This is a genomic window from Verrucomicrobiota bacterium, assembly GCA_016871535.1.
Classification (GTDB): domain Bacteria; phylum Verrucomicrobiota; class Verrucomicrobiia; order Limisphaerales; family SIBE01; genus VHCZ01.
The window spans coordinates 1-15,059 of the sequence record VHCZ01000153.1; the positions used below are offsets into that span (position 1 = coordinate 1).

Consider the following 15,059-nt stretch of genomic DNA (forward strand, 5'->3'; position numbering starts at 1 on the left):
ACGGACGCAACGGCGCCAGCACGACGCGAAAACCAAGGTCGCTGCAACGGCTCGACTTGAAATAATCATCGCGGTTGGCCGAACGGCAGAAACGGCCATCATACAACCACGACCCTCCCCGCGCCGTGCGCAGCGAGCCTTGCTCGTTGCGGCCTTCGTCCGGTCCTTCGGTTGCGCTCCCGCCAGCCCAGTGGTCCAGGCACCATTCCCAGACATTGCCGTGCATGTCGTAAAGGCCCCAGGGATTGGGCCGCCGCGTGCCGACCGGGTTCGTGGTGGACCCGCTGTTGCCCGTGAACCACGCGTGCGATCCCAATTGCGAATAGCCGATGTCGTCTCCGTAACTGAAGCGCGTCGTGGTCCCGGCGCGGCACGCGTATTCCCACTCCGCCTCGGTCGGCAGCCGGTACGCATGACCTTCGGGCAACTTGCCCGCGGCGTGTTCGGCAGCCGTGAGCCGGGCGCAATATTCCAGCGCGTCCTGCCAACTGACTTTCTCCACCGGCCGATTGGTGTCGCCGGTGAAATGACTCGGATTGATGCCAATCACGGCGCGAAACTGCGCTTGCGTCACTTCGCATTGGCCCATCCAGAAGCCGTGATCAATCGTGGCTTTGACTTGCGGTCCTTCGTCCAGGCCGCGATCCGCTTCTTCCGGCGGGCTGCCCAGCATGAATGTGCCGGGAGGAATCCACACCAAACCGTCGCGGTCCTTCGCCTGGTTGTGGCTTGAGCGGCTTGGGCTGCCGGCACCGAGCGAGTCGGCCTTATGTGAATTGGCTCTCTCCGTGGATTTGGTAAGGACGGATTCCACTCCGTCCCTGATTTTACCGGGCCGGTCGATGGCGATATCAGGGACGCGGTGGAACGCGTCCTTACCTGAGCGCAGGTCGGCCAAAGACTCCGCACGGCCATCGATCACATCAATCCGGCCGTGATAGATTTGGACGCGCGGGCCCAGATCAAGCTGAAGATCGATATCGTCGCTGCCGAGCCTGCCCTGCCACGACTCGCCGTTGCGCAAGCGCGCGGTCACGCGTGGAATTTCGCCTGGCGCCAGGGTGACGGTTTCGATGTCGCTGAATTGGAACGGCGCTCTCGCGTGATTCGCATCCACGAACTCTAGAGCCGTGATCAGCGATCCGCTGAGAACATCGCCGTTGCGCAGGCGGATCAATCGTGACCGCGGATCCACTGGCGGGTAGTCGCGCTGAATTCGAAAAATCGCTTTTGAAACCTTTTCCCGGCGCGTCTCGACTTGCGAGCCGTTCTCCAGGCGAATCACCAATGTCGGCGGTTGCAGGAAACCGGAGAGGCGATTGCCGTTGGCCGTGACAATCACTTCCTGGCAGGTTAGTGCCCCTTCGAAATCAATTCCGGCCAACAGGCCGGCCGGTAACTCCAGGTCTGCGTAGGCGGTTCTGAATTGGAACGACGGGTTCACGATCGCTCCGGTCAACTTCTCTCCACTTCGCAGCAAGAGCAGATCGGTGTCGCTTGGCCGTTTCAGGTTAAAGACCGTTTCAAGAATTCCAGTGCCAATGCCGGGCGCGCTCGCCGGCGTCTCGGTCTGCGCAGTGGTGATCATTGAGGCGGCGGCAAAGAGAAGCAGAAAGAGCCAGAGGACTCTGCTCCTCACACGGATCTGTGGCCTGCCGTCACCAATCCCAAGGGGATTGCGTCCTCCAGCCCAGGGTTGCGAGAGACGAGCTACCCTGGGTGCAGCGTACGCGGAGGAACCAACCCCAAGGGGGTTGCGCCTCTCCGTGCGCCAAAGACGCAACCCCGTTGGGGTTGAGCCCCCTCTTTCCCCAATTCCCCAGGGTAGCTCGTTCCTCGCAACCCTGGGCTTTGCGACGGAATCCCGTCGGGATTCCATCAGGTTCATGGAAAGCAGCCTCATCGCATGGGATCGCGGGAGATGAAAACAGACATCGCCATAATTCCAAACACGGTCGCGATTCCGAACAGCCAGGCCAGGCTGGTCAATTCATCGACCGGACTCGCGATGCCGCCCAAAACTTTGTCCATGTTCCGGACCATTTCCAGGTAAGAGAGATCAGGCAAACCCGCAAAATCAAACAACAGATTCGAGATGTGGTAGAGCCCGATCACGCTGAGGATCGCGATGAGAGCGCTTCGGAACAGGGCCGACGCCAGCAGCGTCAAGGTCACGAGCATGGCCGCGCAACCGACGACCTTGGCAAACCCGATCAGCATCCAACCGGTGGTGACCGATGCCGTTCGTGACTTCGCGTCGTCCGCGCCGCGACCGGTGAGCGCGTTGAACAACGTGGTGACTTTGGTGGGCCGCTCTTCCGGCGGCGGCAACGCCAGGCGCACGTCGGCGTTCAAGCCAAGGAGGCCGAGCGAACCGTTTCCTTTGAAGCGGACGAACGCGTAATTGCTGTCCCGGCCCCAGCGGTCGGGCGTCGTCGTTGCGCTCAACCGTTCAATCGCGCCGGTGAATTCCGTGGCCTCGACCTTGACATAGGCCGGCAGGCCGGCTTTGAGGCGCTTGAACTCTTCGTATTTGTAAATGGGCACACGCACTTCGTATTCGTCCAGCCGGGCGATGGTGAACAGGTGCGTGCCCACGTTCACAGGCTGTCCGATCTGCACCGGAACTTCCGTCACATAACCCGAAATCGGCGCCGTGATCGTGGCATAACCCAGGCGTTTGCGGGCGTCGCGCACACGCGCTTGCGCATTCTCGACGGCGCGCTCGGCGGTCTTGATTGCGTCCTGGGCAATGCCGACCTGATTCTGCGCGTTTTTCAGATCGCGTTTGCGCGAACGCAGCTCGGTCTCGCGGTCGGCTTGCTCGGTCTTGCTCATGAGATCCTTGCCGATCAACGCGCGCTCGGCGCGCGTCATGGCATCTTCAGCCTGCGCCACGGCACGTTTGGCTTCCTCGAATCGGCGGCGGGCGTTCGTGACGTCGTTGCGCGCGTTTTCCTCGCCGCGGCGCTCGTTTTCGAGCGCGTCGAACAACGGGCGGTCGTCGAGTTGCGCCAGCGCGTCTCCGGTGCGGACGGAATCGCCGAGCTTGAACGGCGCTTCGGCAATGGTGCCGTTGGCCTCGGCAAAAATCTTTTTCGGATCCCAGGCTTCAATCCGGGTGTTGCGGGCGTGGGAAGCGACGAAACCGTCCTCGGTGCGGATCAGTTGGTCCTGGCGAATGGCCCAGAAACTGGACGGCAAAAGGACGAGCCCGATCAGAAGAAGAATGGCCAGGCTTCGCGCCGCGAGTTTTCCGCTCATGTATTCGCCGCGCGTAATCCCGCGGCTGAGGATGCCGTCGGCCAGGCAATCTTGCTCGCGCGACAGCGCGCCGCCGGCAATGAAAACGATGCCGTGCATCCACACCACGATGTAAGTCGTGTAAATCACTTCGAGCATCTGACTGGCGGCCTGTTGATGCGCTTGGAGACTCTTGAGTTCGAGGACGGTAATCAATGCGCTGGCGAGCAAGAACCCGCGGCAGAGCCAGGACCGCCACACCACGTCCAGATCGGCCAGGGTGAGAACCAGGATGGAATGCCAGCGGCTCGGGACCTGGCAGTCCTTGGGCGGGCGGCGATCTGGATCGCTTTGGACCGCCGGGGAATCGGTCTCGGACTGTGTTTTGGACTCTGCTTTCAAGCTGGAGTTGTTTTCAGTTGAGTGTGTTCATGGAGAAGATCACGGTTCCTTTCCTCTCACCCCGGCCCTCTCCCCAGGGTAGAGGGTGGATTGTCTGCCGCTGTTCGACAATGCTCACGCGCCCGTTTTGTCGAGTCGCGGCCTGCGGCATTCCCTCTCCCCGAGGGAGAGGGTCAGGGTGAGGGGGAACGCGGCGCCCGAGGATCAAGTTGCCAATGAATCTCCCAAAAGCACCGGACAACGCACTCTTTTGAATGCGCCGGACAAATTCGCGCGCACTAGAACGTGCCGACGCCAAGCCGACTGCAAATCGGCGATACAGCCAATTGAGAATCTGCGCTGCCCTACTTTGAAGCACGGAGGAAGCCACGGAATTCGTCTTCAGTGATGAGTTTCAGATAAGCATCTTCGAGCCGCCGGCCGGTGGAATTGATCCCATCAACCACGGTCTCGGTCTCTTTGGCCAGAGCCAACAGCGACGAGACCACATTCCCAACGGAGTCATGGCCGTTCAACTCGATTCGCATGCGGTCCTCGTCCCGTCCCAGATCCGTCCATCCCAATCGAGCGCGGACCGCGGCCCGGAACCGGCCCACACCACCGGAGACCCGAATCTCCAGCACGCTTTCCGGAAGCAGATTCTCCAGATCAACGCGAGGTCCGTCGAACAAGAGTTGACCTTGGTTCAGCACCAGCAAGCGGTCGCAAACCCGATCGATGTCCCCCAGGATATGGGAACTGAGAATGACGGTCTTTTTGCCGCGAAATGTTTCGAGCAACTCCAAAGTTTGCCGGCGGCTGATGGGATCCAATCCCGCCGTGGGTTCGTCCCACACGAGCAGTTCGGGGTCGTTCATGAGCGACGCCGCCACACCGAGACGCGTCTTCATGCCGGTGGAGAACGTGCCGATCTTGCGCCCGGCGTCGTCCATGAGTCCGACCGCCCGCAAAAGCGTTCCCAGGCGGGCTTTCAGTTCTTCGCGGCCCAGGCCGAAACATTGGCCGACGAAACGCAGATAGCTGATCGCGGTGAGGTCCTTCGGAAAAGCCGGATCGTCCGCGAGGAATCCGACGCGCTGGCGAATGGTCCGCGCGCCCGGATGCATCCGCTGGCCGAAAACCTGGATCGAACCGGCGCTCGGAGTGATGAGACCCAGCGCCAGACGCAAGATCGTGGATTTCCCGGAACCGTTCGCGCCGAGAAGCCCGATGGTGGAGTTGGCGGGCAAACGAAAGGAAATATCCGCGACCGCGATTTGGCGGCCTTCGTAAATCTTGGTGATCCGTTCAAAAACGATCGCGTCGTTCATCGCGTGTCGGTTCGAGCCAGTTCAATCAGTCCGGAGCATTCGCGGTTGGCGGAAATGCTGTAACCCAAGTTGTCTCATCACGAAACTGCTGGCAACGATCAAACCACACTCAGCTAACTTCACTTGCAGGCTAGAATACACTTTGCCAGGAGGGATTCTGGCCAGCCGCGAGGAGCGAGCGAGGCGGTGTATCCACCGATCCACAACGAGCGAGCGACGAAGCGCGAGTATTAATTCGGTCGGCGCTTCGTTCGTTCTTCACGCCAGGTTGACAACGCTGCTTCCCGGTCAATCCTGGCCAAATACCACGGCTGGCAAACCACTCAGCGGATTGATTGAATTACTCTATTCTCTTGTCGAGATTTCACTTGGCGGCCAGGAGTGCTGAGGAGTCCAAATGACATAACCTCGCAGACGGCCCAGATGGGAGGACGCCGCATCTGGTATTCGTTCCGGTAGGGGCTGACAAAGACTTCGTCGCTGCGCTGCAATTCTCCGTCCAAGCGGGCCAGCGCGCCGGCGTGGCGGTGCGGATTGCGGAACACAGGGGAGTGCTCGTACGCCTGCGGAACTGGTCGGGATTCCCAGGGAGAGTGAAGGGAAAGCGGTAGGCGGAGAACTGACCTGCCCTGCCTTCTATTCGCAACCCGACGCAGCGCCTCAGTTCCAGGTCTTGACCGGAGTCAACCACGGCACTGTCGCGCAGGTGCGATAGTCTCACAGAACCACGGATGGCAGGGTTCGACCCGGTGCCTCGACTGACCAACATGAGCCAGGCAGGCGTGACTGGCAGAGGGAGGCAACCGGCCCGAAAAGTCGCCCCTCTCCGTGACATCCGTGTGATCCGTGGTCAGAAAAGGTGAACCTATGAAACGCAGATCATTCCTGAAAGTGGCGGGCGCTGCGGCAGGTGCGGCAGCCGTCAGTTTGGATTCGGTCGTCGGCTTGAGCGCGGCGGCGCCGGTCATCGCGGACCGCAGCGGTATGCCAAGACGCGCGTTGGGGCGCACTGGCTTGAAGGTGTCGATCGTCGGCTTTCCGGGCTTCAGCTTGAAACAAGAAAGCCAGGAGAAATGCACCGCCGCTGTGCACCAGGCCTTCGGACGCGGTGTGAATTATTTCGATGTTGCGCCCGCCTACGCCAACGGCGAATGCGAAACCAAACTGGGCGTTGCGCTGCAGGGACTCGACCGGACCACTTATCATCTCGCCTACAAAACCAAGATGCGCGACGGCGGCGGTTGCCGCGCCGAACTGGAGCGTTCGTTACAGCGGCTCAAGACCGAATACTTCGATGTTTATCAGTTGCACCACCTCGTGCAGCCGGCCGACGCGAAGAAAGCGCTGGCTCCAGGCGGGGCGATCGAGGCCATTCTCAAATGGCCAAGGAGCAAGGTAAAGTTCGGTTCATCGGGTTTTCCGCGCACACGACGAAAGCCGCGGTGGAAGCGCTGCGGAGCTTTCCGTTCGACGCGGTGATGTTTCCGATTAACTACGTGGAATACTTCAACCGGGGCTTTGGGAAAGAGGTCCTCGAAGTGGCGCAAGAAAAAGGCGCCGGTGTCCTCGCCATTAAACCGACGAACGCCGGTCTGCCGAAGCCAGGCGAAGCGCTCAAACACCAGTGGTGGTATCGAACTCTGGAGGACCAGGAAGAGATCAACATCGCCTGGCGTTTTACGCTGTCGCTGCCGGGCGTCGTGACAGGGTTCTCGCCAGCGTGGCTGGACCTGGCGGAGAAAGCGATCACCGCCGGCTACGCCTACCGTCCGATCACTCAGGACGAAATCAAGAAGCTGATGCAGATGGCGGAAGGGCAAGGCTCGATTTTCAAACGCGAAGAAGATTCGGTCGCGCTGGGCCGGCATTTTAATTCGCCCTATCCGCATCACCCGCACGAATGCGGCGCGGCGATGTGGGGATGAGGTTCAATTCCGGACCAGCAAGGCTCGGACGATGCGTTCCCGGATCAACGCGGCGAATTCGCTGGGGCCGGTGTATGGCCAGCCGAGATGCGTCCCGCACCGATCGCACACGCAAAAACACCACGCGTGGCCGGGAAACCAGGTGTGCTCTTGAGTGGGCGTGCCGGTCGATTCGCAACCGAGGGTTCGGGAGAAGGTGAGAATGTCGAATTGGATTCCCTGCGGATTGCGGAACGTGAACTCGCTTTTGCCGTCGTAGTGGAAACGATCCTGGTCGCTGGCCACGCGGTTCAGGCACGAGGCGCAGAGCCAGTCCTTCGCCGCATCGCTCACACTCGGACGTGGGAGGACCTGGATTTCAGATTCAGGGATTTTGGTCGCCTCCGGCGCCGCGCCCGCCATCGCTTCGACCTGTGAATCCATGACCGTATTCTGCCACAAGAAGCACTGAAGGTCTGGCCCAAAGTGTCCCTCGGTCAAATTCTCTAACCTTGGCTGGCTGTCTCCGTGCAAGACTGTTGCATTGCCCGAACGAGTATCCCCTGAGTTAGCGACGGTGGAGCAACGCTCCTGCGGAGCCGTTCTTCGGTGGCATTGGCTCGGCAGGAGCCTGGCCCCGCCTCAACTGAGGGGACACCCGAACGCGATGCGAACGCCGCCAATCCGGTTGCGTCCGGCTTCCCAAAGCGTTACAAGACCCGCATGAAAATCCACTCTTCTCTTCGCCCCTTCGTCCTGTCCTTCCCTCTCGCGCTGGCGATGCTCGCGTGCGCGGCGCCGATGACCCTGGCCGCCGCCGCAAAACCAATCCGCGTTTTGTTGATCACCGGCGGGTGTTGCCACGATTACGCCAACCAAAAGGACATTCTCAAGAAAGGCCTCGAAGCGCGCGCCAACCTCGTCATCGATCAGATTCACACCGACGACAAAAGCACGAAACCGCCGCTGGCGATTCTGGGAAATCCGGATTACGCGAAAGGTTACGATGTCGTGATCCACGACGAATGCGGCTCCTCGATTTCGGATCAGGCCCAGGTCGAAGGCGTGCTCAAGCCGCATCGAGACGGCGTCCCGGGCGTCAATCTCCATTGCGCCATGCACTCGTATCGCATCGGGAATCCGAACGACCCCGTCACGCCGGGTACGCCGCACGGGTTGTGGTTCGAATACCTCGGCCTGCAATCCAGCGGACACGGTCCGCAGGAACCCATCGCGATCCGCTTCACCGACAAAGAAAGCCCCATCGCCAAGGGCCTGAGTGATTGGACCACGATCAAAGAGGAACTCTACAACAACATCGACGTTTTCAAGACCGCGCGCCCGATTGCCTACGGGAAACAAACCTACAAACAAAGGAACGGCGCGGAGAGGACCAGCGATTTTGTCGTCGCTTGGGTGAACGAATATGGCCCGAAGAAAACCCGCGTTTTCAGCACCACGATTGGTCATAACAACGCGACGGTGGAAGATTCGCGTTACCTCGACCTCGTAACGCGAGGGGTGCTCTGGGCCACCGGTCACCTGAACGACGACGGCACGCCCGCATCGGGCTACGGCCCCGGCGGCAAATGAAACGCGGGATCTTCCATCAACCGGGTAGGGCTGCGTTGCCGCGCAGCCGGTCTTCTGTCGATGTGGCGGCGCGGCAGCACCGCCCTACCAGCGATGGGTTCATGGGCCGTGTGCACGGCTCGGAGGCCGTGGAAGCTTCCCAGGAACCCGGTAGGGACGGATTCCACTCCGTCCCTGACTTTACTCTGCGATCTCAATGAAGGTGGGGCGAGGCTCCCGCCGAGCCAATCGCCATCGACGCACGGCTCGGCGGGAACCTCGCTCCACCACTCGATCATTTGCTCGCCCGCAGGCGCTTTCACCGATAGCTTGCCGGTGTGAGCTTCCTTTTCGCAGCGGTTGCGTTTCTGTTCTTCGGCAAGGCGGTGAGTTCGTTGTTTCACCTTCGCTGGGCGCAACGCTTGCCGCCGTGGGAAGCTCCCATGGCCAAGCGGCCATACGCACGGCCCATGAACCCGGCAGGGCGAGTCCGCCCCGGCGAGCCGCTCGACGTCCGTGGCACACGTCCGAATCGGCTCGCGGGGGACAGTCTCGCCCTGCCTACCAGTTCGCGGGAAGACGACGGGAGTTCTTTGTCCACTTCAACAGCCATGTCCGCCCCGCCCCGTTCAGGGCATCATCCCGAAGCCTCCGGCCCGGCCGCGTCCAACTCCATTTGCTGTTCCGTCGTGCTGGCGGCGCGCAACGAGGAAGCTCGCATCGAACAAACCATTCGCCATTTGCTCGCCCAACACGGGGTCGAACTCGAAGTCATCGCCGTGGACGATCGTTCCACGGACCGGACGAACGAGATTCTGCGGCGCCTGGCGGATCAAGATTCGCGCGTTCGCGTCCTGCGTGTGGACGCGCTGCCGGAAGGCTGGTTGGGCAAATGCCACGCTTGCCACGTGGGCGCCGGCGCGGCGACCGGGGATTGGATTCTCTTCACCGACCCGGATTGTTGGCTGAAACCGGATGTCCTGGCGCGGGCGTTGCGCGTCGCGAACCGGGAGAAGGCCGGCCACGTTACTCTGATTCCGGGCGTGGCTCCTGAAACGGTCGGCGGCCAGGCGTGGCACCTGGCTTTTCTGCTCAGCGTCGTGGACTGGATATCGCGGGTCAACCATGACAGGCCGAAAGCTTACCTCGGAATGGGCGCATTCAATCTGATCCGCGCCGATGTTTATCGCGCCTGCGGCGGTTATGAAGCGTTGCGGTTGACGGTGCTGGACGACGTGCGGCTGGGATTGCTCGTGCGCCGGGCCGGGAAACCGACGCGCGCCTTCATCGGGGGCGACGACGCCGAGTGCCATTGGGGCGCCACGGCCCTGGGGATGATCAAAATTATGGAGAAGAATTATTTTGCAGCGCTGGATTATCGAACCCTCCCGGCTTTGGTGCTGGGCGTGTTCGGGCCGGCTGCGTGGGCAGCGGCGGCCATCGGTCCGTTGACCGGGACGCTCCCAGGGCTGGCGGCGGGGCTTGCGTTGGCTTCGCTGATTTGGCCTGCGGCGAACTTGGCGCGGCGGCTGGGCTGGGGTTTCGGAGGCGCAGTTCTGACGCCGTTTATGGTTCCGGTTTTGTTCTACGCGATGCTGAACTCCGCCGTGGTGACGCTCCGCCAGGGCGGCATCCGTTGGCGCGAAACGTTCTATCCTCTGCACGTCCTGAAGGCCGGGGGCGTGCGCTAGTGCTAGTGGAAGTTGAGAGAGGATTTGAGTTGAGAGTTGAGAGTAAGATCTCCACGCGCGACAGGGCGGCCCGCCCTTTTGTAAATCGCTCCCTTCGGGAAGAGATGGAGAAGACTTCGTTGACCGACAGTTCCAATTGCACCCGATCGCGTCCCTACCCTTGACACGCTGCTGGGATTGTCTGCAACCTCTCCCGCCAAGCTGGTTGACAGCCCAATGGCACGGGCCCCTCGCCCGAGCGAAGCGCCGCCCTCAAATGGACAACGACCGCTCATCGGATTCTGCGAAGCCCACGGCTTCGGCCAAACGCCAACCGCGCTCCTCACGCCAGCGCTATCGCCGCTTCGTGGAGGATTACAGAAAGCAGCGGCTGGACGATTTGACGGAAGCCAACGACGGAACGGGAAGAATCGGTCCATCGGCTGAAGCGGGCAGCGAGGATCCGTCGGCGTCGAAACCCCGCGGACTGTTCCGCGGGAAGCGGCGGGAGTACCTGCGCGATTACATGCGCTGGCTCTGGCCGCACCGTTACGGAGTCGGCGCGCTTCTGCTTCTGGCGTTGGTCGTGGCAGGCCTGGAAATGATCGAACCGCTGTTCATGCGGTACATCATTGACCGGGTGCTGTTGAATGCCGGGCTGGACACGCCGTCGCGTTTGAGCCGATTGCACGTGGCGGGCGCCTTGTTCGTCGGCGTGATTATCCTCTCGCGGATGATGGGAGTGCTGAAGGATTACCGCCAGCGCTTGCTGAACGTGAAAGTGATGCTGTCGCTCCGCCGGTCCTTGTACGAGCGTTTGCTGCACCTGCCTCTGGCCAAGCTCTGGGACATGAAGACCGGCGGCATCTTGTCGCGGTTGACCGGGGACGTGGACACGACGACCGGCCTCCTGCAGATGGCCATCATTTCGCCGGCGGTCTCGGTCATCCGCCTGGTGATCGCCGTGGGCGTGCTGCTGCAGTTGAACTGGCGGCTGGCGCTGACGGCCCTGGCCATCATTCCGGGGGTGATGCTGGTGAGTTTCATTTCCGCGCGGCGCATTCGGCCGATTTACCGGTCGCTGCGCAAGGACGTCGAACAAATCGACGGCCGGGTCGGAGAGGCGTTTTCGGGCATTCGGGTTGTGCGGGCGTTCCGGCGCGAGTTGCGGGAACTCCTCGATTACATGCGCGGGCGGCACACCGTGCTGCGCAAGGAACTTTTCGCGCATCGCCGCGAACTGGTCATCTGGACGTCGTGGGGCCTGCTGTTGGGCGGGGTGAACGTCGTGATCGTCTGGTACGGCGGCTATCTGAACATCGCGGGCCGCGCGTCGATCGGCGACATCATGGCCTTCCAGTGGTACACGTTTCTGCTGCTGAATCCCGTGTGGCAAATCGTGAACACGTTCTCCGAGTTGCAACGTTCGCTGGCCGCTATGGAACGCGTGTTCGAGGTGCTCGCGATACCCCAGGACAAACCGGACCGGCCCAACGCGCAAGACGCGCCGCGCCTCGTGCGTGAAATCCGCTTTGAGAACGTCGAGTTCGAATATCGCGAAGGCCGGCCCGTCGTGCGCGACTTCAATGTCGTCGTTCCCGGCGGATCGGTCGTAGCCCTGGTCGGAAGGAGCGGCGCCGGGAAAACCACCGTGACGGATCTGGTCGCTCGTTTTCACGATCCGACGCGAGGCCGGATTTTGCTCAACGGCTCGGACCTTCGGGATTTCCGGTTGGGCACGTACCGCGATTTGCTCGCCCTGGTCCAGCAAGACGTCTTTTTGTTCGACGGCTCCGTGCGGGACAACATCGCGTATGGCCGCCACGACGCCACGGACGCCGAGATCGAAGACGCGGCCCGACGGGCGAACGCACACGAATTCATCGTCAAACTGCCCGGCCAATACGAGACGTTCATCGGCGAACGGGGCGTCAAGCTTTCGGGCGGACAGAAGCAGCGGCTGGCCATCGCGCGGGCGATCCTGGCCTCGCCGCAAATCCTCATTCTCGACGAGGCCACGAGCAATTTGGACACCGAAAGCGAGCAACTCATTCAAGCGTCGATGGCGACGCTGCTGGCCGGGCGCACCACCTTCGTCATCGCTCACCGGCTCTCCACCGTGCGCCGCGCCGACTTGATTCTTCTGATGGAAGAGGGGCGCGTGATCGAGCGCGGAACCCACGAGGAACTCATGGACCTTCGCGGCGCTTACCACGGCATGGTCCTCCGCCAGATGGAATCCGAGGGACAAGCCGCCGAGGAAGTGTGGCGCTGATGCGCCGTCACAGGGCGCACTCTGCGCTCTCGGATCTCCAACGGCGAACCTCCCTCTCCTCCATGAAGTGGAGGTACCTGTTTCGCGTGGTAGGGACGGATTCCACTCCGTCCCAAATCAAGCCTTGAGGCAGACCGAAGCCTGGGAAGAGACGATGGGCCAACGGAGGCTCCTGGTTTTTCCTTGGTCCGTCTCTCCTTCAAGGGACGCCTTCAAGGGTTAGTCAGGGACGGAGTGGAATCCGTCCCTACCATGCGCCCGTCCGCCGTCACCTGTTCGTAACATTTCTACTTGTTGGTGGGTTCCATTTCGCTAGCCTGCCTCCGTCTAAGCAGCAGAATGTCCAACAAGTCTATGAACACTCATCTCGTTTCATCACTGAAGTCGTGTTTCTTCCTGGCGGCGATGGTTTCGCTCCCCGGTTTGTCCCAGGCGCAATCCACAGTCCGGTGGGAAGCCTACAACGATTATCGGCCCAGCGACCTGACCCACCCGAACGCCAGCGGATACGACCTGCGCATTAACGATGACGGCGGGCCGCTCAAAGATTTCAAGACCGGCCTCGATCTGAAGGCGTCCGTGGTCGTCGTCGTGGAAGGCGACGGCACGCCCGACGATTTCGGCGCGAACTCGAACGTGAATGCAGGCTCTCCGGCCGACAAGCTGTTCAAAGGCATTGTCGATATCGGCAACAGCGGCCTGCCCGGCATCCGCGCCAATCTCAACACCAAACTGATCCTCTTCTTCAAAGGCCTGGATCCCACGAAGCGCTACAATTTCCGCGGCACGGTCAGCCGCGGCGGCGGCTACAACGATCGCTGGAGCGTTTTCACGATCACAGGCGCGGATTCCTTTGTGGCGGCGCACGAAGACGGGAGCGTCAACAAGAACATTTTCACCAAAGCAACGTTCGACAAAGGCACGCTCGGCCCCAATCAGGTCGCGCTCAATTCGGGCGATAACAAAGCGGGGTCTCTCGTCGGTTGGAACAACATTGAGCCGGGCGCCGACGGCGAATTCGCCATCGAGGCGCAGCAGTACACAGGGCCCGCGCCGTTCGGCAATCCGTCCGCCGCACCCTATGGGTATGGCTTCGACGCGATTTACCTGGCCGAAATCGAGTCCACCGGCAGCCTCAAAATAACCGAGAACCCCGCGAACCAAAGCGTGCCCGCCGGCAAATCGGCGACGCTGAAAGTGGTCGCGACCAGCCCACAAACCATCACGTACCAATGGCAAAAGGCCGCGCCGGGCAGCACGGCGTTCAGCGACATCGCCAGCGCTACGCAGGCCAGCTACACGACTCCCGCGTTAGCCGTGGCGGACCATGGCTCGAAGTTCCGCGTCAATCTCACCAGCGGTTCGAGCAAAGCGACCAGCGGCGAGGCCACGATCAACGTCGATGGCAGCATCCCCACCGTCACCGGTGCCACCGGGAGCATCAATTTCAATTCCGTTTATGTGACCTTCTCCGAGCCAATGAAGCTCGACCAGTTGGCGAACAAAGCCAATTACTCGGCCTCCGGCGGGTTGACGATCAATTCTGCCATTGCGCTGGACGCTACGACCGCGCGCTTGTTCACGAGTAAACAAACTTCGGGCACCAGGTACACCCTGACGATCAACAACGTTGAAGACCTCGCAGGCAACCCGGTCGCGGCCAACACAACGCGCAGCTTCGCCGGTTTCACGGTCCAGCCAGGAGTGGTCGGTCTCGAAGTGTGGAACAATATCGGCGGCGCGGCCGTGGCTGACCTTCGCAACAATGCGCGCTATCCGAACGAACCGGACGTGGATTACGTCACGACCACGCTGGACTCATTTCTCGTGATTCCGGCGACTCCGGACAAGAACACCTACGGCGGCCGATTCCGGGCCTGGCTGACGCCGGAAGAAACGGCGGATTATGAATTTTTCGTCCGCAGCGACGGCGGCAGCGAATTGCGCCTCAGCACCGACGACAAGTTTGATCTGCTCGACGATCCGAACGCGCTTCCCACCGCGGCCGATACGAGCGCGGGCGACACGTTCCAGGAACCCGGTCTGGACGAGTCGGCTTCGCTCCCGGTGCGGCTGGAGAAGGGGAAGAAGTACGCGCTGCAAGCGATCTGGAAAGAGAGCAACGGCGCGGATTATCTTCAAGTTGCCTGGCGGAAAGTCGGCAATGCAACGCCTGCGGACCAACTGCAACCCATCCCCAGCAAGTTCCTCTCGTATTACGGCCCTAGCGCCGCGCCGCAGGTTGAACCCAAGATCACGAAGGTTTCGTTTCAGGGCGGAAAAGTGGTCGTGGAATGGACCGGCGCCGCGCTCCAGTCTTCCGACGATTTGAAAACCTGGAAGGACGAAGCCGGCGCGGCCAGTCCATTCTCCGTGACTCCGGCGGGAACCAAGTTTTATCGGGCGAAGAGTTAGCTGAGTAACTCTCACCGCGCGCAAGTTGCGCCGCCCGCGCTGATTCCAAACGTAGAATTGCTTTGGTTCCCCGCTGCGCCCAGAAATTCTCATTTTGGCCCGCACGTGGTCCCGGCCTTAGTGGTCCATTTCATAAATACGCTCACGTTCGCGGCAAGGGATTTTTCGGCCAGACGAGGCGCGAGCGACGAGCATATCCCGAAGTGGATCTGTAAGGAGCAAGCAACGAAGTCTGGCGAAAAAGAACTGCCGCCCTTCGGGTTGCGCC

At 61.3% G+C, this 15,059-nt stretch carries 12 protein-coding genes; 6 read left to right on the forward strand and 6 right to left on the reverse strand.

Translation table 11 applies throughout. The features are described from left to right. From FJ398_18055 to FJ398_18070, 4 genes are all read right to left on the reverse strand, one after another. The coding region (locus tag FJ398_18055; GenBank protein MBM3839834.1) for a formylglycine-generating enzyme family protein at positions 1 to 1,588 on the reverse strand (1,588 nt) is incomplete at its 3' end. Between the two features lie 311 nt (positions 1,589 to 1,899). Continuing rightward, positions 1,900 to 3,645, reverse strand: coding sequence for an HlyD family efflux transporter periplasmic adaptor subunit (locus tag FJ398_18060; GenBank protein ID MBM3839835.1), 1,746 nt, complete (start codon positions 3,643 to 3,645; stop codon positions 1,900 to 1,902). A gap of 344 nt (positions 3,646 to 3,989) precedes the next feature. Next, positions 3,990 to 4,955, reverse strand: coding sequence for an ABC transporter ATP-binding protein (locus FJ398_18065; protein ID MBM3839836.1), 966 nt, complete (start codon positions 4,953 to 4,955; stop codon positions 3,990 to 3,992). A 323-nt stretch (positions 4,956 to 5,278) separates the two neighbouring features. Continuing rightward, entirely contained in the window at positions 5,279 to 5,611 is a 333-nt protein-coding gene (locus FJ398_18070) for an Abi family protein (GenBank protein ID MBM3839837.1), read from the reverse strand. 211 nt (positions 5,612 to 5,822) lie between these two features. Between FJ398_18070 and FJ398_18075 the strand changes: the two genes are divergently transcribed. Next, positions 5,823 to 6,434, forward strand: a complete 612-nt coding sequence (locus FJ398_18075) for an aldo/keto reductase (protein ID MBM3839838.1) — start codon at positions 5,823 to 5,825, stop codon at positions 6,432 to 6,434. Next, complete coding sequence (locus FJ398_18080) at positions 6,335 to 6,880, forward strand: hypothetical protein (GenBank protein ID MBM3839839.1); 546 nt, start codon at positions 6,335 to 6,337, stop codon at positions 6,878 to 6,880. The genes FJ398_18075 and FJ398_18080 overlap by 100 nt, the downstream gene beginning before the upstream one ends. Positions 6,881 to 6,883: 3 nt before the next feature. On the opposite strand, the gene FJ398_18085 is transcribed toward FJ398_18080, so the two are convergent. Then, positions 6,884 to 7,303: a hypothetical protein gene (locus FJ398_18085; protein MBM3839840.1), complete on the reverse strand. Its 420-nt coding sequence runs from the start codon at positions 7,301 to 7,303 to the stop codon at positions 6,884 to 6,886. Positions 7,304 to 7,582: 279 nt separating this feature from the next. Here FJ398_18085 and FJ398_18090 point away from each other — a divergent pair, with 279 nt between their 5' ends. Beyond that, positions 7,583 to 8,452 carry a ThuA domain-containing protein gene (locus FJ398_18090; GenBank protein ID MBM3839841.1) on the forward strand — a complete coding sequence of 290 codons (870 nt, stop codon included), beginning with the start codon at positions 7,583 to 7,585 and terminating at the stop codon, positions 8,450 to 8,452. Here FJ398_18090 and FJ398_18095 read toward each other — a convergent pair. Further along, a complete protein-coding gene (locus tag FJ398_18095) occupies positions 8,431 to 8,835 on the reverse strand; it encodes a hypothetical protein (protein MBM3839842.1) in 405 nt (134 codons plus the stop codon). The two genes, FJ398_18090 and FJ398_18095, sit on opposite strands and share 22 nt — an antisense overlap. Before the next feature lie 39 nt (positions 8,836 to 8,874). Here FJ398_18095 and FJ398_18100 point away from each other — a divergent pair, with 39 nt between their 5' ends. The 3 genes from FJ398_18100 to FJ398_18110 all read left to right on the forward strand — a co-directional run bounded on the left by FJ398_18100 (position 8,875) and on the right by FJ398_18110 (position 14,791). Beyond that, a complete protein-coding gene (locus FJ398_18100; protein ID MBM3839843.1) occupies positions 8,875 to 10,122 on the forward strand; it encodes a glycosyltransferase family 2 protein in 1,248 nt (415 codons plus the stop codon). 256 nt (positions 10,123 to 10,378) lie between these two features. Continuing rightward, positions 10,379 to 12,376, forward strand: coding sequence for an ABC transporter ATP-binding protein (locus tag FJ398_18105; protein MBM3839844.1), 1,998 nt, complete (start codon positions 10,379 to 10,381; stop codon positions 12,374 to 12,376). 339 nt (positions 12,377 to 12,715) lie between these two features. Next, on the forward strand, positions 12,716 to 14,791 hold the full coding sequence (locus FJ398_18110; protein ID MBM3839845.1) for a hypothetical protein: 2,076 nt from the start codon (positions 12,716 to 12,718) through the stop codon (positions 14,789 to 14,791). Positions 14,792 to 15,059 lie beyond the last annotated feature (268 nt).

Bases quoted from the DNA above. Each gene is read 5' to 3' on its own strand.
- FJ398_18065 (MBM3839836.1), bottom strand. From the start codon at position 4,955: ATGAACGACGCGATCGTTTTTGAACGGATCACCAAGATTTACGAAGGC.
- FJ398_18075 (MBM3839838.1), top strand. From the start codon at position 5,823: ATGAAACGCAGATCATTCCTGAAAGTGGCGGGCGCTGCGGCAGGTGCG.
- FJ398_18080 (MBM3839839.1), top strand. From the start codon at position 6,335: ATGGCCAAGGAGCAAGGTAAAGTTCGGTTCATCGGGTTTTCCGCGCAC.
- FJ398_18085 (MBM3839840.1), bottom strand. From the start codon at position 7,303: ATGGATTCACAGGTCGAAGCGATGGCGGGCGCGGCGCCGGAGGCGACC.
- FJ398_18090 (MBM3839841.1), top strand. From the start codon at position 7,583: ATGAAAATCCACTCTTCTCTTCGCCCCTTCGTCCTGTCCTTCCCTCTC.
- FJ398_18100 (MBM3839843.1), top strand. From the start codon at position 8,875: ATGGCCAAGCGGCCATACGCACGGCCCATGAACCCGGCAGGGCGAGTC.
- FJ398_18105 (MBM3839844.1), top strand. From the start codon at position 10,379: ATGGACAACGACCGCTCATCGGATTCTGCGAAGCCCACGGCTTCGGCC.
- FJ398_18110 (MBM3839845.1), top strand. From the start codon at position 12,716: ATGTCCAACAAGTCTATGAACACTCATCTCGTTTCATCACTGAAGTCG.